Genomic DNA, 21299 nt, shown 5'->3' with positions numbered 1-21299 from the left:
GCGGCATCTGCGTGGACCGCGCGTTGCCGGCGACGGCAATTGCTTGAGTCGAGTCGCCGGGCCACTAGATGACTCCATCCGTCGTCTGCTCTGAACCTCTGTCGCACTGATTTTTCTACCGGGTAAGTCCCTCAGGAAATACCCGTATGTTCGATCAGCAAAAAAAGGCATCACTGGCGGCATGGCGCAGGATGGCGGAGCAGACCGAGGCTGTTGTGGATCCGGAGCAGCAATATGACGACCTGCTCAAGGCTGCCGACGAGATGGAGGAGCAGGGCCTGATCACTGGCGCTGAGTGGCGCCAGTTGGTGCGCGACGCCGGTAACGTGTTTACCCATAACGAAGAAGAGACGCACGGCTGACAACTGCCATTGGAGGACATGCCATGCTCAGTTATCTGTTTATCGGCGCCAACGATGTCGAGCGTTCGGCGGCTTTTTACCAAGCGATCCTGACGCCGCTCGGCTACCGGCATGATCGCGAAGAACACTATTGTTTTTACCTGCCCAATTGCATCGACAAGTCCAACGGCCCCGGCAGTGTGCACATTTCGCAACCGTTCAATGGCGAGCCGGCAACGCCGGGCAACGGCATGATGCCGGCGTTTCGCGCCGACTCCCGGCAAAAGGTCGACCAAGTGCACAAGGCCGGGCTCGACGCTGGCGGCAGCGATGAAGGCCCGCCGGGCACCCGCGAGGCCTACACGCCGGACTTTTATGTGGCCTATCTTCGCGATCCCGAAGGCAACAAGCTTGCTGTGTTCTACAGCGGCTGATGGATGGAGCCTGTCGATTCGGCCCTGATGGCGGCCCGCGCCCAGTTCGCGATCACGATCAGCTTCCACATCGTGCTGGCGGCTTTCAGCATCGGTCTGGCGAATTTTCTCATGGTGCTGGAGGCGTTGTGGTTGAAGAGCGGGCGCCAGGTTTATCTGGACGTTTATCGCTACTGGCTCAAGGTGTTTGCGCTCAACGTCGCGGTGGGCACGGCGTCGGGATTGATTCTGGAGTATCAGTTTGGCCTTAACTGGTCGCGGTTGTCGGTGCAGGCCGGCGATGTCCTCGGGCCGCTGATGTTCTATGAAGTGATGGCGGCGTTTTTCATCGAAGCGGGGTTTCTCGGCATCATGTTGTTCGGCCTGAAGAAGGTCGGCCCCCGTCTGCACTTTTTCGCCACTTGCGCGGTGGCGGTGGGCTCAGTCATCAGCGCGTTCTGGATACTGTCCGCCAACTCATGGATGCAAACCCCCGCCGGTTATTCGATTGGCGCGGATGGACGTTATCTGGCCGAGGATTGGTGGGCAATCATCTTCAACCCCTCGTTTCCCTATCGTCTGGCGCACATGCTGCTTGCCGTGTTTATCGGCAGTGCGACGCTGGTTGCCGGGATCAGCGCCTGGCAGTTGCGCAAGGCTTCGGAAAACCCGCGCGCTCGCCTGCAATTTTCCATGGCGCTGTGGGTGATTGCGGTGCTGATGCCGGTGCAGATTGTCGTCGGCGATCTGCATGGCCGACACACCCTGCAGGCCCAGCCGCAGAAGGTGGCGGCAATCGAAGCTTCATGGACGCGCCCCGCGCAAGGGGCCGGGGAGCCACTGCGGCTGTTCGCCTGGCCGGATAGGCAAGAGCGGCGCAATCATTGGGAAGTCGCCATTCCCCGGGTCGGTTCGCTGTATTTGCAGCATGACCTGACCAGCACCATCGCCGCGCTTGATGAATTCCCGCCTGAAGACATCCCGCCAGTGGCACCGGTATTTTTCGCGTTCCGGCTGATGGTCGGGCTGGGGCTGCTGATGCTGGGGCAGGGCGTGGTCAGCCTCTTCCTGCGTCGGCGCAATCGCCTGTTCACGGCGCGCGGGTGGCTGGGCGCTTGCGTGCTGCTGGCGCCGGCCGGATTTGTCGCGATGCTCAGCGGCTGGGTGGTCACCGAAGTGGGACGGCAGCCGTTTACGGTCTACGGACTGATGCGCACGGCGGACAGTCTGTCGTCGGTGTCCAGGGCTCAAGTCATCGCCTCGACGTGGCTGATTCTGTTGTTCTATCTGCTGATCTTCGGCATCGGCCTGTGGGTGCTGCTGCGCCTGTTGCGTGAGCCGCCGCAGCAGGACCAACCGGGGCCGCAGCCCACGCTTGCCGACGAAACCGGGCACTGAGGAATCACAGACATGGACACGGACTGGCTGACGCTGTTGTGCGCCGCCGCACTGGCGTTTTCGGTGATGAATTACGTATTGCTCGACGGCACCGATCTGGGCGTCGGCATGCTCATGGGCCTGACCGGCTGCAGCCAGCAGCGCAGGGCGATGGCGGTGACGATTCTGCCGGTGTGGGATGCCAACGAAACCTGGCTGGTGCTCGGCGGCGGTGGGCTGCTGGCGCTGTTTCCGTTGGCTTATGCGATCTTGCTGCCGGCGCTGTATGTGCCTTTTATCGTGATGTTCCTCGCATTGATTGCGCGGGCCATGGCGTTGGAGTTTCGCGACTACGCAGCGAACGGACAATGCAAAAGAATCGTCGACGGCGTGCTGGCGCTGGCTTCGTTGCTGACCGGTGTTGTTCAGGGCATGGTGCTCGGCACGCTGGTGCAAGGCGTTGCGCATCAGGGCGGTCAGTACATTGGCGATGGCCTCGATTGGTTGAATCCGTTCCCGGTTTTCTGTGGCCTGGTGCTGGTGTTGGGGTACCTGTGGCTGGGGACTTGCTGGTTGTACTGGCGCACCCTGGATGAACTGCAGCGGCACTCGGCACGCCAGGCCCGCCTCTTGGCCGTGGTTGTCACGGTGTTATTGCTGGTGTTGATCGCATGGACGGCTACGTTGCAGCCGCAATACGCTCGGCGGCTTGCCGATATTCGCCTGTGGTTGCCAGCAGGATTGATCCTCGGCGCTTTATCGATGATGTTCACCAAAGGCTTTCGCAGCCGCTTTGACTTCATCCCGCTGTTCGCCGCCTTGGGCGTTTTCGTGCTGGCCTTCGCGGTGATGCTGGCCGCGCTCTATCCCTTCATCATTCCGCCGGATCTGACCTTGAGCGCAGCCGCTTCCAGCCCGAACAGTCAGATCTTCATGCTGGTCGGCTTCGCCGTGCTCATACCGATCACTCTGGCTTACAACACCTTCGGCTTTCGCGTGTTCAGCGGCAAGGTGCGCGTTGCGGTCAACGGCTGAACTTCATGTCACCCGACCTTTTTTGCCCATCGGCGACAGCCTCGAAGCCCGCAACAAGTCAGCAAAAGCCGCCTTGTCGATCGGCCGGCTCATGAAGTAGCCCTGCACCTCATTGCATTGGTCCTTGCCGAGAATCGCCAGTTGTTCCTCGGTCTCGACGCCTTCGGCAGTCACCGTTAAACCCATGGCTTTGCCCAGACCGATGATCGCCTGCACCACGGCACGGTCATTGGTGCCGCTGCTGATCGAGGCAATAAAGCGCTTGTCGATCTTGATCCCGTCGAATGGATAAGCACGCAGGTATCCAAGCGACGAATAGCCGGTGCCGAAGTCATCCATGTTCAGGCGTACGCCGAGTTCTTTGAGCTGGTTCATGGTGGTCAGCGCGCCGTCGGTGTCGTTGAGCATCACGTTTTCGGTGATCTCCAGCTCCAGACGGCTGGCCGGGAAACGCGTATCGACCAGTACTTGGCGAACATCCTCGACCACATCGCTCAAAGCAAATTGTGCAGGCGACAGGTTGACCGACAGCAGAATGTCAGGCGGCCAGTCCAGCGCGGTTTCGCAGGCTTCGCGCAATACCCAGCGGCCCAGCGGCACGATCAGATCGGTCTGCTCGGCGAGCGGAATGAACACGTCCGGCCCGAGCAATCCTTGGGTCGGATGCTGCCAGCGCACCAGCGCTTCGACTGAAACGATGTGCTTGCCGTCGACCTTGTAGCGCGGCTGATAGTGCAGGACGAATTCGTTGTGCTTGAGCGCGTGGCGCAAGTCATCTTCCATCTGCCGGCGCGTCTGGATCTGGTCGCTCATGTGCGCTTCAAAGTAGCACCACGTATTTTTGCCGTCGGACTTGGCCTGATACAACGCAATGTCGGCATAGCGGATCAGATCGCTGGCGACGAAGCCGTGACGACGGCTGAGGGCGATGCCGATACTGGCGCCGATATGCAAGGGATGGTGCTCGTAATTGATCGGTTGATGGAGGCTGCCGATCAAGCGTGTGCAGAATTTGTCGATCTCGTGATGGCTGTCCATCCCGTTGAGCACCACCACGAACTCGTCACCGCCCAGGCGCGCAACGATGTCGTGCTCGCGGGTGCATTCGCGCAGACGCGTGGCGACTTCCTGGAGCACCGCGTCACCGGCTGGATGGCCGAGGGAGTCGTTGATCGGTTTGAAGTTGTCCAGATCGATCATCAGCAGCGACAGCGGCGGTGCGTGTTCCTTCAAAAGCAGAACTTCATCCAGATAACGCGCCAGCTTGTTGCGGTTGGGCAGACCGGTCAGGGCGTCATGCATCGACAGATGCTGGATCTGCGCATGGGCGGCAACTTCGTCAGTGATGTCGCTGGCGGTGCCCCGATATCCGCCGACGCTGTTCTTGTCGAAAATCGGCCGCGCAGAGAGACGACAATGACGCGGCTGCCCGGACTCGTCACGGTAGGTGCAGCGTAAGTCGCCGGCACTGTTTTCATCGCTCAGTTTGCGCAGCCACAACGCCAGCGGCGTGGTATCGCAGGTCAGCAACTCCCCGATGTTCTGCCCAAGCCAAAAGGCCTGCGGATAGCCGGTGACTTCGCTGAAACGCGCTGACAGGTAGGTTAGCGACAGCTGACCATCCACTTCCCAGATCCAGTCCGACGCTGCTTCGGCCACGGCGCGAAAGCGTTCTTCACTGGCTTCGAGCGCATGATTGGCCGCTTCGAGCGCCTGATTCGAGGCCTGCATCGCTTCAATGCTGTTGTCGACGTATTGCGACGAGCGCAAGGCGTGGCGGAAGAAGTACGCGGTCAGCAACATCAGCACCAGAAACGTCGCGCCGAGCGGTGGCACCAGCGTCCACAACAATTGCTGACCGGGCCGTTGCAGGTCGGCGACCAGGCTGTACCCGGTGCTGTCGAGCGGCACGCTTGGATGGCCTTTTTCAATGGTGTCGTCCGGGACCAGGGTCAGGTTCGTCAGGCCATAACCGGCGCCGATCTTGCGCAGTTTGGTCGGAGTCAGCTTGTCGACGAACACCAGCACGGAAGTGTTGCGCAGTTCGTCCAGCGGTCGTTCATCGTTGGGAATGATCGCCGCAGCGGTAATCAGCGCGGGCCAGCCTTCGAACAGCGAATAGCTGCTGACCGGCTTGGTCAGATCAGGCTGGCTCAGCACCTGCTCGACCAGCGCCGGGGCGGGCGCTTGCAGCACCGTGGAGACGTCGGTTTCGACCATCTGCCCGCGAATCACCGCGTACTTGGTGCGATTGCGGTCGAGGACAAATACGCCGTCGTAGCCGTCGGTAGTGAACATGGTTTTGCCCATGTTCTGCTCGGTGTAGGCCCAGTTGACGTCGATCGGCCCGCTCAAGGCCTCATAGGCTCGCGTCCAGTAGGCGTAGCTGGTGATGTAGTTTTTCGAAGTGGTGATGCGGTTTTCCACGGCGCGCACGGAATAGAACTGGTTCTGTTCCAGGTCTTTGGCATCGAGGGACTTGGCGATGCCCAGCAAGGTGCTGATGGCGGCAATCACGCCGGCGACGAACAACGCGCCCACGGCGATTGCCAAACGACGGGTCACAGCGCGTTGTGGGGTGGGGATTGGCGGCGTAGCGTGAGTTACGGCCATGTGCTCGTCCTTGATCCGGTGTCTTCTGAATCTAGAACAATGGCGCGGGCACAATGTTCAGATTGATGTTATTGGCATCGCCGGGATTTGTTCAAAGTGTAGCGAATCTTGCGAGATTTCCAGCAGCGCCGGTCAGCGGCGAATCCCGAAAGGGCGAGACTTCGCGCACAAAAACCGGATAATGGCCGCCATTCGTTTAGCCGTATTCTGGTAATCCCGCATGGAAATCAAGGTCAACTTTCTCGACAACCTTCGACTTGAAGCCAAGTTCGACGACTTCACGGTGATCGCCGATCAGCCCATCCGCTACAAGGGCGACGGCTCGGCACCGGGGCCGTTCGACTACTTCCTGGCGTCGTCGGCCTTGTGCGCGGCTTACTTCGTCAAGCTGTACTGCGACACCCGCAACATCCCGACAGAGAACATTCGCCTGTCGCAGAACAACATCGTCGACCCGGAAAACCGCTACAACCAGATCTTCAAGATCCAGGTCGAATTGCCCGCCGATATTTCCGACAAGGATCGCCAGGGCATCCTGCGCTCCATCGATCGCTGCACCGTCAAGAAAGTGGTCCAGACGGGCCCCGAGTTCATCATCGAAGAAGTCGACAACCTCGACGCCGATGCCCAGGCCTTGTTGATGCCGCAGTCCGATTCCCAGGCAGGCACCTACATCGCCGGCAAAGACCTGCCGCTGGAACAGACCATCGCCAACATGTCGAAGATCCTTGCCGACCTTGGCATGAAGATCGAGATCGCCTCGTGGCGCAACATCGTGCCGAACGTCTGGTCGCTGCATATCCGCGATGCGCATTCGCCGATGTGCTTCACCAACGGCAAGGGCGCGACCAAGGAAGGCGCGCTGGCTTCGGCGCTGGGCGAGTTCATCGAGCGCCTCAATTGCAATTTCTTCTATAACGACCAGTTCTGGGGCGAAGAAATCGCCAACGCCGAATTCGTGCATTACCCGGATGAGCAGTGGTTCAAGCCGGGGCCGAAGGATGAATTGCCAGGCGAGATTCTCGACGACTACACCCTCGGCATTTACAACCGCGACGGCGAGCTGCGCGGCTCGCACCTGTACGACACCAATTCCGGCAACACCCAGCGCGGCATCTGCTCATTGCCGTTCGTGCGCCAATCGGACGGTCAAGTGGTGTACTTCCCCTCCAACCTGATCGAAAACCTCTACCTGAGCAACGGCATGAGCGCCGGCAACACGCTGGCCGAAGCGCAGGTGCAGTGTCTTTCGGAAATCTTCGAGCGCGCGGTCAAACGCGAAATTCTCGAAGGCGAAATGGCCCTGCCGGACGTCCCCCAGCAGGTGCTGGAGAAATACCCGAGCATCCTCGCCGGCATCAAGGGCCTGGAAGAACAGGGCTTCCCGGTGCTGGTCAAGGATGCCTCGCTGGGCGGTGAATTCCCGGTGATGTGCGTGACCCTGATGAACCCGCGCACCGGTGGCGTTTTCGCCTCGTTTGGCGCGCATCCGAGCCTGGAAGTCGCGCTGGAACGCAGCCTGACCGAACTGCTGCAGGGCCGCAGCTTTGAAGGCCTCAACGACTTGCCGCAGCCTACGTTCTCCGGGCAGGCGGTGACCGAGCCGAACAACTTCGTCGAGCACTTCATCGATTCCAGCGGCGTGGTGTCATGGCGCTTCTTCAGCGCCAAACCAGACTTCGAATTCGTCGAGTGGGACTTCTCCGGCGAAGGTGAAAACTCCAACGGCGAAGAAGCCGCGACCCTGTTCGGCATCCTCGAAGACATGGGCAAGGAAGTCTACATGGCGGTCTACGAGCACATCGGTGCCAAGGCGTGCCGCATCCTCGTGCCGGACTACTCGGAGATCTACCCGATCGAAGACCTGATCTGGGACAACACCAACAAAGCCCTGCAATTTCGCGCCGACATCCTCAACCTGCACAACCTCAGCAAGGTCGGCCTGCGCAACCTGGTTCAGGGCCTGGAACGCAGCGAACAGGATGACTACACCGACATCACCACGCTGATCGGCATCGAGTTCGACGACAACACGCCGTGGGGCAAGCTGACGATCCTGGAACTGCGCTTGCTGATCTATCTCGCGTTGCAGAAGTTTGACGAGGCCAAGGATCTGGTTGAGGCGTTCCTGCAGTACAACGACAACACCGTTGAGCGCGGCTTGTTTTATCAGGCTGTGAATGTGGTGCTGGAGATGCAGCTGGATGACGACCTGGAGCTGGAGGATTACGAAGCCAACTTCCGCCGGATGTTTGGCGACGAGCGCATGGACGCGGCGATCGGTTCGGTGAATGGCAGTGTGCGGTTTTACGGCTTGACGCCGACGAGCATGAAGCTGGAAGGGCTGGATCGGCATTTGCGCTTGATCGAGAGCTATAAAAAGCTGCATGCGGCGCGGGCGAATGCGACAACCTTGTCGCGTTGAGAGCAGGCGATCCAAATGTAGGAGCTGCCGAAGGCTGCGATCTTTTGACTTTGATTTTTTTTGACCAAAGCAAGATCAAAAGATCGCAGCCTTCGGCAGCTCCTACAGATCGAGCCAAGCTCAGCGGCAATGCGCTGCATCCGCCAACTGCCCCGTATCCACCCGCACAAAGACCGAATCGCCCACTGCCGTCAGCACCTCCCCCGCATACACCTCGCAAATCACCCGGGTCTTGCGCCCGACTTCACCTTCAACCCGCGCGCGCAATAGCAGCGGTACGCCCATCGGTGTCGGTTTGATGAACTTGATCCCGAGATTGCCGGTGACGCAGTCGATGCGTGGCAGGCTGCCGGCTTCGCGGTTTTGCGCGCGATAGTGCCAGGCCATGGCGGTCCAGTTGGAGTGACAGTCGACCAGCATGGCGATCAGCCCGCCGTAAACCAGATCCGGCCAGCCGCAATAATGGGCTTCGGGCAAGTGTTCGGCGACCACATGGCTGCCGTCTTCGTCCCAGCGGCTTTTGACGTGCAGGCCGTGCGGGTTGCGCCCGCCGCAGCCGTAACAAACGCCTTCGGGGGCGGCGAGATCTTGCAGCGGGGTGTCGTGGCTGGACATGGTTGAATTCATCCTGGAGTGGCGAGGCCGGACAGGCGCACGCGGTTGCGTCCGCCGCGTTTGGACTCGTAGAGCGCGGCATCGCCAAGTTCGATCAGCGCATCCAGACTGGCTGGTGGTTTGTCGAACAGGGTGGCGCCGATGCTCAAGGTCACCGCAGCGGACGTGGGACAGGTGTGCGACGCCAAGGCCAGAAACTGTTCGCGCAAGGCATTGCCCAGTTCAAGAATAGCCTCGGCCGACGCGTTGTTGAGCAGCATCAAAAACTCATCGCCGCCCAAGCGCGCAGTCAGCGCATTGGCCGGCAGCTGGGCGCGGATCATCTCGCTCAAGGCAATCAGCAAGCGGTCGCCGGCGATGTGCCCGTACTGATCGTTGACCAGTTTGAAGTTGTCGATATCGATCAACAGCAGCGCACCCGGTCTTTGCGCGGATACACCGGCCAACAGGCGTGGCGTGCGTTTTTCCAGGGCGCGGCGGTTGTAAAGTGCGGTGAGCGGATCGCGCTCGGCGAGGCGGGCGATCTGCTTTTCCCGGCGATATCGCTCGGTGCCGGTCATCGACAGAGCAATCAACATGATCGCCATCGCGCCTTCGACCAGTGAGATCTGAATGATCTCGCCGCGAAACGCCGCCAGATCGATCAGCGTACCGGGGATCACTACGGTCAAAGCCTTGGCCACATAAAAGAGGCCGTGGCCGAGCAGCACATAGCGCAGTTGCACCGCGCCGACGCTCAATGACTTGCCGTGCGGACGCAGCAGCGAACTGGCCTTCAGCGTGGGAATGGCTACCAGCAGCGAGTTGGCCACCAGCATGGCTTTCGACCACAACGGCCCCTCCGGCAAGAGCAACATGATCAGCCACGTCGCGAAAATCAGGTACCACGCCGGCGACAGTCGGGTCTGGGTGAAGCGCGCCACACCCAGCAGGAAAAAGAAATGCGCGGTCACCAACAGGCCGTTGGCGAACCAGATGCCCAGCAGCATAAAACCGCTGCTGCGCAGCAAGGCGAGGGTAGAACCGAGGGTGATGGTGGCGAAACCGGCGCTCCAGAACAGGAGCGAAGGCTCACGGATGCTGCGCCATTCGACCGCCAGGTACAGCGCGGCAGCGGCTGCGAGGGCGATTGTGATGGTCAGCATCGTTGGCGGGTCGAGCGGCATTTCCGGGCAGGCCTGTCTGTATGGCAATAGGCCTGCGATTGTAAGCGTTTGGTCAGGTTTTTCGCAGGGGGCGCGTTGTCCGGCAGACCACTGGCGTTGCAGCGGTCACTCTTGCACGGTCAGCCAAGTGTCTACAACGCGGCGATCGAGCTCCTCCCAATAGGCCATGCCCAGCACTCGCGTGGTGTTAAGCCCGCGCAGGTAACCGCGCAGCTGCTGGCCAGTGTCGCGAACCAGTTGCGCATCGCGAATGTTTTTGTCCAGCAGGACGGTTTCGTACTGGATCAGGTATTCCGCCACGCGCTCGCGATATTCGGGCAGCACGGCATCACGGATCAGATCAAACGTTCTCAAGGCGAGACCCTCATCATATTTTCCAGGCAGGTCGAGTGTGCATCAGTCAGCTCGTCAAGCAACTATTGCTAGAAGTAATAGTGACCATCAAGAAACGCAAGTTCTGCTTTGTCGGCGTTGGGCGGAAAATCGCCTCCATCGAAGACGCAGCTCAAGGAAATTGCGCGATGAAAACTCTGACTCGACTGGCAATGATCGCCCTGCTGATGGGCGGGGTGATGGTTGCACCGGCTTACGCGGACGACGCCCGGTCGTGTCACCTGCAACCTATCGCCGCCAGCGCCTCAGCCCTGCAGCACACACAGACTGTAGGTGTGTTGTTGAGCGAAAACACTTTGCAGAACCTGCAATATCTGGAGCGCTACCACGACATGGCGCTGAACGGCGCAAAAGACGCACTGGATTCGCGAATCCGCGACGCCTTTATCGGCAGCTCCGACCCGCAACTGGCGCTGGACTGGCTGGTGAGTTCACTGCAGCAGCAGTTCGTCTCGGTCATCGTTTACGACAACCTGGATGACCTGCTTCAGGCTCACCCGGACGTGGTAGTCAAGCTCGACACCTTCAATCGCTTGCTGACCCAGCGCAATAGTCTGGTCGAGGCGCGCTTTTCGGCACGGTTCTACGACGCCGATCTGCAGTACATCGGCAAGGCCGAGGGGGCGATCGAGCGAGAGTTGCCTTCGGTCTGGGTGCATAACCAGGCGGCGCCGCATATTGCCGCGCAGATCAATCAGCAGCGTGACCTGCAACTCAATGCGCTGAAGCAATTCGATGTGTCGCTCAAGGCCCTGGTGGCGTCGAGCTGACTCTTAAAACGTAAATGGCAACGGCGGCGCCGTGAAGTCGAACCGTTGCCGGTTGAACCGAACCTTTATTTTCAGGATTACCCCGATGCGTCCTTTATTCGTGCCTGCCATGGCTTTTGTTTCCCTGTTGCTTGCCGGTTGCGCTTCGGCGCCGAACGATCCGACCCTGACTTTGCAGACCAGCAAGACACCAGCGCAGTTCGCCGAATGCGTAGTGCCGAAGCTGCAGGGCAGTGCGTTGAATCCGACGGTTTCGCAGAGTCAGCGCAGTTATCGGATTGTGGTGCCGAGCAAGGTCGCGGCGGATAACGTGCTGGAGGCGTACAAGGCGGGGAAGGGCGGCAAGGTGTTCATTTATGAGCGGCATTTGCTGGCGTCGAATTTGTTGCCGTCGAGTTTTGAGCGGGCCGCTCAGGAGTGCATTTGATCTGAGCGCCCGGATGGTTTTTTGACAGAGCTCCTTTGGTTGGCCGCAACCAACCAATTTTTTCGCCCCACACTGGTTTTCGGTTGTGGGGGTTTTTTTTGGACTTGGCGGCCTTTGGGCCGACCATACTCTGGGGGGTTGGGTGGATATCCGTTTTTTTGGGTGTTGCGGCTGGCGGTTTCGCCCTTACGGCGAGTCCCTTTTGGCAAACGCCGGAATGCCGGCCCAGCCCAAAGGAACCAAAAGGTCTTCGCCCTGACGTTCGGCCCGCTCGCTGGAGCTCGGGGTTCCTTCGCTCCGGGATCGATCCGGGCGCAGCGGCTACGGTTTGCTTCGCTGCACCTCCTTCCGCTGTGTTCGACTTCGTCGAACGGTCGCTGCGCTCCCACCCCCGGATCAATCCCTCCACTCAGCCTGCCGACGGGCTCCAGGATCAAAAGCTTTACTCGAGCTAACGCTCATCGTGTTGGGTGGCGGGACGGCCTGCTTGGTTTGCTTTTGCTTTTCTGTGGGAGCGAGCCTGCTCGCGAAGGCGGTATGTGCCGCGATCACGAACAGCGTTCCAGAACCGGTTCACCCCGTCACACACCCAACCGGCACTTTCCCCGCAAACGTATCAACCAGACTCGCCACCACCATTTCCCCCATCCGCGTGCGGGTCTGCAAGGTGGCGCTGGCCCGATGCGGTTGCAGCACCACTTGTTCATTAGCAAACAACGCTTCAGGCACAGTCGGTTCATCGACAAACACATCCAGCCCAGCCCCGGCAATCGCTCCCGCTGAAAGCGCGGCCACCAGATCCGTCTCATTCACCAGTTTGCCCCGGGCGACATTGATCAGATAACCGTCCTTGCCCAACGCTTGCAGCACTTGCGCGTCGATGATCGCTTCGCCCTTGTCCGCCGCCGCAGCGAGGATCAGGGCGTCGCTGTCGCGGGCCAGTTGTTTGAGGTCGGCGACGAAGGTGTGCGGGACGTCGTTCATCGGTTGCAGGTCGGTGTAGCTGATCGGGCAGCCGAAGGCGGCGGCGCGGGTGGCGATGGCGCGGCCGACGCGGCCCATGCCGACGATGCCGATGCGCATGCCGGACACTTGCCGCGCCAGCGGCAGGGGCGCGAGAGGGGTTGGGCTTTGCGGCCATTGGCCGGAGCGTACGTAGCGGTCGCTGGTGCACAGGCCGCGACACACCGAGATGAGCAGGCCGATGGCGAGATCGGCGACGTCTTCGGTGAGTGCGCCAATGGTGGCGGTGACGCGGATGCCGCGGTCGCGGGCGTAGGCGAGGTCAACGGCGTCGGTACCAACGCCGTTGACCGCGACCACTTCCAGGTTCGGCAGTTGCGCCATCAGCGCCTGGCTGATGCCGGTGTGGCCGCCGGTGATCACGCCGCGAATGGTGGCGCCGTGTTCCTTTATATAGGCGGGTTTGTCCGTCTGCTGGAAGTAGCGGCGCACGGTAAACAGTTCTTCCAGGCGCGCGTTGATTTCCGGGATCAGGATCGGGCTCAGTTGCAGGATTTCTGGCTTCATGGCTACCTCGTTACGCAATAAAAAGGCCGGCTCAACCGCGGCCGGCAAACGGCATGGCACTGGCCATGACGGTCATGTTCAAAACGTTGGCCGACAGCGGCAGCCCGGCGATGTAGCGCACCGCGTCGGCGACGTGTTTGACGTCGACCATTGGCTCGACGGCGATGCTGCCGTTGGCCTGGCGTACGCCTTTGGTCATGCGCACCGACATTTCCGTCAGGGCATTGCCGATGTCGATCTGGCTGCAGGCGATGTTGAATTCGCGGCCGTCCAGCGCCAGCGATTTGGTCAGGCCGAGCACGGCGTGTTTGCTCGCGGTGTAGGCGCTGCTGAACGGGCGCGGGGTGTGTGCGGAAATCGAACCGTTGTTGATGATCCGCCCGCCCTGTGGTTGTTGCTGGCGCATCAGCCCGAACGCGCCGCGGGCGCAGAGGAAGACGCCGTTGAGGTTGGTATCGATCACGTTGCGCCACTGCTCGAAGGTCAGTTCATCCAGCGGCACGGCGGGGGCGTTGACGCCGGCGTTGTTGAAGACCACGTCGAGGCGCCCGTAGACCTCGGCAATGGTCGCGAACAGCACATCGACACTGGCCGGATCACGCACGTCGGTGGGCACGGCCAAGGCTTGATGACCCTGGCTCTGCGCCAGTTCGACCAGCGCTTGCAAGGGCTCGGGCCGGCGTCCGGCGAGCACGAGGATGAAACCGTCCGCCATCAGGCCCAGCGCCACGGCTCGGCCGATACCACTGCCGGCGCCGGTGACCAGCGCGACTTTCGAAGGGGTAGTCATAGTGTTGTTCTCCTTTTTTCTGAATCAGCTGGATCAGGGCCGTGGGCCGACGCGCATGTCCAATTGGCCGATGCCGTCGATGCCGGCGCTGATCACGTCGCCCGGTTGCAGGCCATCCACACCGGCGGGGCTGCCGGTCATGATCAGGTCGCCGGCGCGCAGGGCCACCGATTGCGAAATGCGCGCGATCACTTCACTGACCGACCAGATCTGGCTGTCGAGGTTGTCGCGTTGGCGTTCTTCGCCGTTGACGTTCAGCCACAGTTCGCCCTCGGGATGGCCGCAGCGGCTCACCGGCACGACGGCCGTCATCGGCGCGGCGCCGTCGAAGACCTTGGCACCTTCCCATGGCAAGCCGTTGCTCTTGGCTGCGCGCTGCACATCACGGCGGGTCAGGTCGAGGCCGGCGGCGTAGCCCCAGACGTAGGCCATAGCCTGATCTTCAGGGATATTGGCGCCGCCTTCACCGATGGCCACGACCAGTTCGATTTCGTGGACGAAGTCCTCGCACACCGAGGGGAAGGCGACGTCGCCGACGGCATCGACCACACAACTTGCCGGTTTCATGAAAAACACTGGCGGCTGGCGCGACTGGCCTTGCGCGTCCGGCCATGGATAGTTGCGGCCGACACAGAACACCCGGCCGACGGGGAAGCGTTGCTCGCTGCCGAGTACCGGCAAGGTCACGGGCAGATCCGGGGTAAAGACGTATTCGGTCATGTTCATCCTGCGGGTCATCCTGTTTGAAAGGGCAGCGTACGGCGGCTGGCATCGGCGAAGTTGGACGAAAGCCGCCTGCGTTTGGACAAATCCGGGTTATTGCGCTCAGCGCGCCTTCAGCTCAATGCGGTACAGGCGCCCGAGCAGCAACGAGTAGGAGAGGGTGCCGATCAGCGCCACGCCGCCAATGAACCAGAACGCATAGGCGAAGGTGCCGGTGGCGTGAACGATGGCGCCGATCACGATCGGCGTGACGATGCCGCCAATGTTCGCGGCCAGGCTGGTGATCCCGCCGGTGAGGCCGATCAGCTCTTTCGGCGCCACTTCCGACACCGCCGCCCACGAGGAGGATGCGATGCCTTGGGCGAAGAAGGCGATGGTCAGCACGGCGATGCAGATCAGGTTGGAATCAGTGAAATTCACCAGCACGATCGACATGCCCAGCATCGAACCGACCACCAGTGGCAACTTGCGCGCAAACGACATCGAGTAGCCGCGACGGATCAGCAGGTCGGAAACGATGCCGGCCAGCAGAATCCCCACCGTGGCACCGACGAAGGGCAGCACGGCGAAGATCCCGGCCTTGATCATGGTCAGTTTGCGTTCTTCGATCAGGTAGGTCGGGAACCAGGTGAGGAAGAAGTACAGCGCCGAGGTGCTGGCGAACTTGCCGATGCAGATTGCCCAGATCTGCCGATAGCTGAACAACTCGGCAATCTGCCGCCAGTTGAAACGGGTGCGCTCCTGACTGCTCTTGACCAGACCACCGCCTGTTTCGATGTACTTCAATTCTTCCTGGCTGACTTTTTTGCAGTTCAGCGGATCGCGATACAGGTACAGCCACAACACACCAAAGACGATGCCAAGCGCGCCGGTGCTATAGAACACGTGGCGCCAATCAAAGGTGGTCGCCAGCCACAACAGCGCGCCGGTGAACAGCGCCGTGCCGAGGTACTGGCCGCACACATAAATACTGCTGGCCATCCCGCGTTCCCGCGCCGGGAACCACACCGTCACCGCGCGGCTGTTGGCCGGGAAAGCCGGGGCTTCCATGGCGCCGACCGCCAGGCGCAGGCCGAACAGCGAGGCAAATCCCGTCGCAAACCCCTGGCAAACGGTGACGGTCGACCAGCTGATCAGCGATACGCCGTAGGTAAAGCGCGAGCCAAACCGATCGGCAATGAATCCGGCGGGCACCAGCGCCAGCGCATAAGTCCAGGCGAATGCAGAGAAGATCTGGCCCATCTCGATCTTGTCCAGGCCAAGATCCTTGGCCATGAATGGCGCGGCGATCGAGATGTTCACCCGGTCGATGTAATTGATGATCGTCGCGATCAGCAGCAACGACAGCATGAACCAGCGCCGCCGCGTTGGCAGGCGCTGCGCCGTAACCGCATCGCGTGCGCCGGCTATCACCGGCGGGACAGTGGCACTTGAGGAATGGGAGTTGGACATGCGGAGACCTCGTTATTGTTAGAAGAGTCGAGATTTTTCGAGCAGCCGATGCCGTTGCCCGCAACGTGTGGAGCAAGGCAATCGAACGGGTTGTAGCGCGGGTTTCAGACGTTCAGGAACGACTTTCTGCGATTGGCTCGAAGGGGAGGTCGGGCGGGGCGGCGAGGGGAAATAGCAGGATCATGACGTGCGCACCTTTGATTGTTTTTGAAAGAGGTTGGGCTGCGTTGGTCATTACAGTGGTCGTACAACGGTTCTAAATCAACCGATGGGTTAGAACGTTTTTTCTTCAAAAAAGCGGGTTGGGCGAACCTGTCCAAAAAAATAAATACGATTTGTCTTGATAATCAACATCTGAATTAGTCAGTAAGCATCTGAATATGAACGGATTGGTGGTTTTTCAGAGCGATTCTGTTTTTGGACAGGCGAATCGCGAGCGCTCTTTCAAAAAATAAGCCTGGCGCCACCGTCATCGTATGACTCATTGCTGCTTAGCGCTCGACCCTGCAAGATGACAAGCGCCACCTCACTGCCCGGAGGACTTCCCGCCCATGTCTTCACCCAGCCGTATTCCGACCTATGTCATGCAGCAACGCAGCGAATTGACCGATTTCTACATTCGCGACAAGAAGGGCCGGCGCGCCGAAACCGCTCCTCACCGGCACGAGTATTTCCAGATCCAGATCAACCTCGGTGGTGACACCGTGCAGCACATAGGCGGGGTGCAGCGGCCGTTCCCGCGCAACACTCTGGCGTTCATTCTGCCGCACCGGGTGCATGTGATTCCGCATCCCGAGGACAGCAATTTCATCGTCATCAATTTTTCCCAGACGTTCCTGTTACCGCATCTGCAATGCGATCCGATGGACCTGGAAGAGGTGTCGATCCTGCTCGCGCCGGAGCTGTCGCCGTTCCGCTTTCAGGAACACCTGGATTTCATTCTGGGCGATGAGGATTTCGCTCAGGTCTGTGGTTTGATCGAGCAGATGCGCAGTCTTGATGAGAACCGTCAGTTCGGTACGCGCGAAATGCTCAAGGGCTTGTTGCTGCAAATGATTGGCAGCGTGTGTTTTCTTTACGCCGAGCCGCTCAAGCGCCTGGCAGAAGAGAATGCGGCCGAGAACAGCCGTCGCGACGCCTTGAGCCGAATGTTCGAGTATTTGCGGAAGAACATCGCCGATCCTGATCTCAATCTGATCAAGGTTGCAGCTGCGACTTATCTGTCACCGACTTACCTGACGCACTGGCTGCGCAAGGAAATCGGCAAGACCTTCACCGAGCTGGTGCTGGAGCGGCGCATGCACGCGGCGCGCAATTTCCTCCTCAACAGTACGCGCTCGGTGGGCGAAGTGGCGCGGCTGTGCGGGTTTGCCGATGAAGCGTATTTCTCCCGGCGTTTTCGCCAGATTCATGGCCAGCCACCGGGTCAGTTTCGCCGTCGCCAGCTCAACCCCGACACGCCGCAGACGCCACTGAACACTTAGAGCGGCGCTCAGACCCACTTGAAGCGGGCAGGGAAGCGCGCGACAAAGCAGGTGCCTGCTTCGCTGTCGGAAGTCACGCTCAAGGTGCCGTTGTGCGCATTGGCAATCTGCCCGGCGATGTACAAGCCCAGTCCCAGCCCTTCGTTGCGTTGACCCGCTTCGGAACGCGAGAACGGTTCGAACAGCAGCGGCATCAGCGCGGGCGGGATCGGCGTGCCCTGGTTGGTCAGCGAAATAACGATCTCGTCGCCCTCGGCACAGGCCTTGAGCACGATCGGTTCGGCGGTGGAACCGTGGGTCACGGCGTTGCCCAGCAGATTCGACAACAACTGGCTGATGCGCAGCGGGTCGCAATAGACCCCGGCCGGCACCTCAAGCGAATCAATAAACTTCGCCTGCGGGTACGCCACCTGGATTTCTTCAAGGGTCTGGCGCAGCGTTTGCTGCAAATCGTCGACCAGTTTGCGCTGCACCGGAATGCCACTGCCAAGCCGACCCCGGGCGAAGTCGAGGATGTTTTCGATCAGCACGCCCATGCGCACCGAGCTGGTACGAATCGCCGACAGCAGCGTGCGCGAGCGCTTGTCCTCGGCTTTGCTTTGCAGCAGGTCGGCGCTCATGCGAATGGCGCTGAGTGGCGTGCGCAAGTCGTGGCCCAGTACGGCGATGAATTGCTCGCGCAGGCGACCCATTTCATTGGCGTCGGCCAACGCGGTTTTGGTTGCGTGCAAATGGCCCTGGGTATCCAGACTCATCGCAATCAACTGGGCGAAAAGGGTGAGGGTCTTTTCGATGGCTGAGTCATCGAGATTGGCCGGCACCGAATCGATGGCGCACAGCGTGCCGAAGAATTCGCCGTTGGCCTTGATGATGGGAATCGAGATGTAGCTTTCCAGCCCGTAGGTTTTCGGCGTGTGGTGCGAGGAGAACACCGGATGCTGGCTCGCGTGGCCGAAGATCACTGGTTGATGATGCTGGCGGATTTCATGACAAATCGTCGACTCAAGCACCAGTTCTCCGTCGGGCAACAGCCCGAAGTCGATCGAGTCATCCACGGCGCAGGCGATCCACTTGCTCTCGGTGACCCGCGCGACGGCGGCGAAGCGCATGCCGGTCATGTGTTTGACCATGCTCAGAATCACCGGCACAGCGTCAATGCTGCCGATGGCTTGGAGGTCGGAGGAAAAATCTGTCTGGGGCATGGCCGGCGCTTCGCGAAAGTGTCGACAGAGACTATCGGTAATTGCCGGTCGTGCCTAATGAACATGCAAAAAAAGGCGCCGGGAAAACTCCCGGCGCCCTGTGTCAAGCGCTGATCGTTATCGATCAGAACTTGTACTTGGCCGTCATCATGTAGCTGCGCGGCGTGCCGTAGTTGTCGGTCGAGCCCCACGTCACATCGCTTCCGATGGAGGAGTAGTACGTGCGATCGAAAATGTTGTTGGCGTTGACCTGCAGGTCGAGGTGCTTGTTGACCTCATAACCGGCCATCAGGTCGGTAACCGCGTAGCCTCCCTGTTCGAGCCGATAGCTACCGCCGTTGGCCAGGGCGATGTCGTTGTACATCCGGCTCTGCCAGTAGACGTTGCCGCCCACGCGCAGTTTTTCCAGCGGGCCTTTGAAGCGGTATACGGTGGAAACCTTGAACAGATGCTCCGGCATGTCGGTGTCGAATTTCTGATTATTGTTGGCCGGGTTTTCGTCCTTGATGTAGTGGGCGCGGGTGTAGGTGTAGCCGGCGCCGACTTGCCATTGCTCGGTCAGCGCACCTTGCAGTTCCATGTCCACGCCTTGGGCGCGGACCTTGCCGGAGGTTTCGTAGCAGGTCAGTTCCGGGCAGCCAAGCTGGGTCGCTGCCTGGGTGGCGCGGTTGGTCTGGTCCATTTGGAACACCGCTACGCTGCCGTTCAGCGCACCGTCGAAGTATTCGCCTTTGATGCCGACTTCGTAGTTTTCACCGACGATTGGCTCCAGCACTTTGCCGCCAAGATCTTTCTGGGTTTGCGGGGTGAAAATGTCGGTATAGCTGGCGTAGACCGAGTGATGGTCATCGAGCTTGTAGATAAGGCCAGCGTAACGGGTCAGGTTGCGGGTGACTTTGAAGTCGCCGTCGGCGCTGCGATCGTCGTAGTCATACCAGTCCAGACGACCGCCGAGGATCAGCGTCAGCGGGTCGGCGAGGCTCAAGCGGGTGGTCAGGTAAACCGCGTCCTGAGTGGTGACGTTGCGCGACTTGCCACTGCGCACGAAGTCAGGCTTGGGCGCGGCGATCGGCAGGCCGGTGTCGTAGGGCGAGTATTCCTTGGTGGTGGCGTCGTACACGCGATTGCTCGCGCCGACCACCAATTCGTGGGTGCGGCCGAAGGCTTCGAACGGGCCGCTGGCGAAACCGTCAAAGGCGCGTTGCTTGTCGGTGTGATGCGACTGGTAGGCGGTGGTTTCCAGCGGGCCGTCGTAACGTGACAGGTACGTGCCGGAGAATTCACCCTCGAGTGTCGACGTCGAGCCACCGAGGTGCAGTTTCCAGTCGTTGTCGAAACGGTGTTCGACTTCACCGAACACGGTGTCGACCTGCAGCTTGCGGTTTTCCCAATCGGTGCCCGGGTAAGTGGAGCGGGGCAGGTCGAGGTGGTGGCCGTTTTCGCCGATCGGCAGGCCGCCCCAGAAATAGTTGGTCTGATCGTTCTGCCGGGAGAAGCCGAGGGTCGCGGTGGTGCTGTCGCTCAGGTCGGCTTCACCGATGGCGTAGAACAAGCCGTGATCGTTTTCTTCCTTGTCGCGGAAGCTGTCGGCGCCTTGATACGAAGTCACCACGCGGCCACGCAGCGTGCCGCTGTCATTGAGCGGGCTCGAGGCGTCGACTTCACCACGGTAGTCATCCCAACTGCCGGCGGCGCCGGTGAGGGTCACGCGCTGATCAGCGGTCGGACGCTTGCGCACCATGTTGATCGCCGCCGACGGGTTGCCGGCACCGGTGACCAGACCGGTCGCACCCCGCACGATTTCCACCCGGTCGAACATCGCCAGGTTCGGTTGCACGGCCAAAGTGAACGGCGAATAGGAGCTGGGCAGGCCGTCGTACATGATGTTGTCAATGTCGAAACCGCGCGCCTTGTAAGTCTGTCGGCCCGGACCGCTGGCCTCGCTGAGGAACAGCCCCGGCGTGCCACGTACCACGTCGTTGACGCTGGTCATGTTCTGGTCGTCCATGCGCTGACGGGTAATAACCGTCACCGCCTGCGGCGTTTCGCGCATGGTCAGCGACAGCTTGGTGGCGGTCTGCATCGGCCCGGTGGTGTAGGACTGTGTGTCTTCGGTGGTGCTGCTCATCTGCGTGGCGCCGATTTCGGTCGCCTGCAGTTCAAGCGGGCCGTTCGCGGGTGCAGTGGAGGCAGCTTCCTCGGCCAGCACAGGTGCGATGCTCGCCATGCCGATGGCGATCGCGAGCAGGTTAGGTGAAAGATTTGAACGGCGGTGGAGGGTTTGAAACGACATCTATCTGCTTCCCCAAAATTACCCAAACGAAACTGATGCGAGTGCATGTAAGAATTATTCGCATTAGTATGTAGGAAGTTTCTTGGGGAATAAACCCGTACGGGTCAGTGAGTTAATGATTTTTTCACAATTGAATCGATGCTCTAGTGGAAACGAATGTGGGAGCGGGCTTGCTCGCGAAAGCGTCGTGTCAGCCGACACATTTGTTGAATGACACGATGCTTTCGCGAGCAAGCCCGCTCCCACAGTT

At 60.4% G+C, this 21299-nt stretch carries 18 protein-coding genes; 8 read left to right on the top strand and 10 right to left on the bottom strand.

Translation table 11 applies throughout. The features are described from left to right. The first annotated feature begins 146 nt into the window (after positions 1–146). Genes CXF97_RS26480 through cydB form a run of 4 tightly spaced genes read left to right on the top strand, consistent with a single transcriptional unit; the run spans position 147 to position 3166 of the window. The gene (locus CXF97_RS26480) at positions 147–362 is read left to right on the top strand and encodes a hypothetical protein (RefSeq protein WP_101162335.1); all 216 of its coding nucleotides are present in this window, start codon (positions 147–149) and stop codon (positions 360–362) included. Between the two features lie 23 nt (positions 363–385). Then, the gene (locus CXF97_RS26475; protein ID WP_101162333.1) at positions 386–775 is read left to right on the top strand and encodes a VOC family protein; all 390 of its coding nucleotides are present in this window, start codon (positions 386–388) and stop codon (positions 773–775) included. Positions 776–778: 3 nt separating this feature from the next. Continuing rightward, positions 779–2152 (top strand): cytochrome ubiquinol oxidase subunit I, encoded by a 1374-nt coding sequence (locus CXF97_RS26470; RefSeq protein WP_101162331.1) that lies wholly within the window; start codon positions 779–781, stop codon positions 2150–2152. 12 nt (positions 2153–2164) lie between these two features. Beyond that, positions 2165–3166: a cytochrome d ubiquinol oxidase subunit II gene (cydB, locus tag CXF97_RS26465; RefSeq protein WP_101162329.1), complete on the top strand. Its 1002-nt coding sequence runs from the start codon at positions 2165–2167 to the stop codon at positions 3164–3166. A 3-nt stretch (positions 3167–3169) separates the two neighbouring features. On the opposite strand, the gene CXF97_RS26460 is transcribed toward cydB, so the two are convergent. After that, positions 3170–5779 carry an EAL domain-containing protein gene (locus CXF97_RS26460; protein ID WP_101162327.1) on the bottom strand — a complete coding sequence of 870 codons (2610 nt, stop codon included), beginning with the start codon at positions 5777–5779 and terminating at the stop codon, positions 3170–3172. Between the two features lie 220 nt (positions 5780–5999). On the opposite strand from CXF97_RS26460, the gene CXF97_RS26455 reads away from it, so the two are divergent. Next, entirely contained in the window at positions 6000–8204 is a 2205-nt protein-coding gene (locus CXF97_RS26455) for an OsmC domain/YcaO domain-containing protein (RefSeq protein ID WP_101162325.1), read from the top strand. Between the two features lie 120 nt (positions 8205–8324). Here the strand turns inward: CXF97_RS26455 and CXF97_RS26450 are convergent, their stop codons facing one another. The 3 genes from CXF97_RS26450 to CXF97_RS26440 all read right to left on the bottom strand — a co-directional run bounded on the left by CXF97_RS26450 (position 8325) and on the right by CXF97_RS26440 (position 10339). Next, positions 8325–8819 carry a PaaI family thioesterase gene (locus tag CXF97_RS26450; RefSeq protein ID WP_101162323.1) on the bottom strand — a complete coding sequence of 165 codons (495 nt, stop codon included), beginning with the start codon at positions 8817–8819 and terminating at the stop codon, positions 8325–8327. Positions 8820–8827: 8 nt separating this feature from the next. Then, on the bottom strand, positions 8828–9985 hold the full coding sequence (locus tag CXF97_RS26445) for a GGDEF domain-containing protein (RefSeq protein ID WP_101162321.1): 1158 nt from the start codon (positions 9983–9985) through the stop codon (positions 8828–8830). A gap of 105 nt (positions 9986–10090) precedes the next feature. Continuing rightward, entirely contained in the window at positions 10091–10339 is a 249-nt protein-coding gene (locus tag CXF97_RS26440) for a hypothetical protein (RefSeq protein WP_101162320.1), read from the bottom strand. A 167-nt stretch (positions 10340–10506) separates the two neighbouring features. On the opposite strand from CXF97_RS26440, the gene CXF97_RS26435 reads away from it, so the two are divergent. Together CXF97_RS26435 and CXF97_RS26430 are read left to right on the top strand one after the other, a co-directional pair. Continuing rightward, positions 10507–11148: an ATPase gene (locus CXF97_RS26435; protein WP_101162318.1), complete on the top strand. Its 642-nt coding sequence runs from the start codon at positions 10507–10509 to the stop codon at positions 11146–11148. Between the two features lie 85 nt (positions 11149–11233). After that, positions 11234–11575, top strand: coding sequence for a hypothetical protein (locus CXF97_RS26430; protein ID WP_101162316.1), 342 nt, complete (start codon positions 11234–11236; stop codon positions 11573–11575). A gap of 573 nt (positions 11576–12148) precedes the next feature. Here the strand turns inward: CXF97_RS26430 and CXF97_RS26420 are convergent. The 4 genes from CXF97_RS26420 to CXF97_RS26405 all read right to left on the bottom strand — a co-directional run bounded on the left by CXF97_RS26420 (position 12149) and on the right by CXF97_RS26405 (position 16070). Beyond that, positions 12149–13105 (bottom strand): 2-hydroxyacid dehydrogenase, encoded by a 957-nt coding sequence (locus CXF97_RS26420; RefSeq protein WP_101162312.1) that lies wholly within the window; start codon positions 13103–13105, stop codon positions 12149–12151. Positions 13106–13136: 31 nt separating this feature from the next. Then, positions 13137–13895, bottom strand: a complete 759-nt coding sequence (locus CXF97_RS26415) for an SDR family oxidoreductase (RefSeq protein WP_101162310.1) — start codon at positions 13893–13895, stop codon at positions 13137–13139. Between the two features lie 33 nt (positions 13896–13928). After that, complete coding sequence (locus CXF97_RS26410; RefSeq protein ID WP_101162308.1) at positions 13929–14621, bottom strand: fumarylacetoacetate hydrolase family protein; 693 nt, start codon at positions 14619–14621, stop codon at positions 13929–13931. Positions 14622–14720: 99 nt separating this feature from the next. Next, a complete protein-coding gene (locus CXF97_RS26405; RefSeq protein ID WP_101162306.1) occupies positions 14721–16070 on the bottom strand; it encodes an MFS transporter in 1350 nt (449 codons plus the stop codon). Positions 16071–16621: 551 nt separating this feature from the next. Between CXF97_RS26405 and CXF97_RS26400 the strand changes: the two genes are divergently transcribed. Next, entirely contained in the window at positions 16622–17554 is a 933-nt protein-coding gene (locus CXF97_RS26400) for an AraC family transcriptional regulator (RefSeq protein WP_101162304.1), read from the top strand. Positions 17555–17562: 8 nt separating this feature from the next. Here CXF97_RS26400 and CXF97_RS26395 read toward each other — a convergent pair whose 3' ends face one another. Further along, a complete protein-coding gene (locus tag CXF97_RS26395; protein ID WP_101162302.1) occupies positions 17563–18756 on the bottom strand; it encodes a GAF domain-containing sensor histidine kinase in 1194 nt (397 codons plus the stop codon). Between the two features lie 124 nt (positions 18757–18880). Further along, entirely contained in the window at positions 18881–21049 is a 2169-nt protein-coding gene (locus CXF97_RS26390) for a TonB-dependent siderophore receptor (protein ID WP_101162300.1), read from the bottom strand. Between the last annotated feature and the right edge of the window lie 250 nt (positions 21050–21299).

The sequence above is a fragment of the Pseudomonas sp. Choline-02u-1 genome (genome assembly GCF_002836515.1).
Taxonomy (GTDB): Bacteria; Pseudomonadota; Gammaproteobacteria; order Pseudomonadales; family Pseudomonadaceae; genus Aquipseudomonas.
The sequence above is the reverse complement of the archived record's forward strand: the minus strand, read 5'-3'. Positions and strand labels throughout refer to the sequence as shown.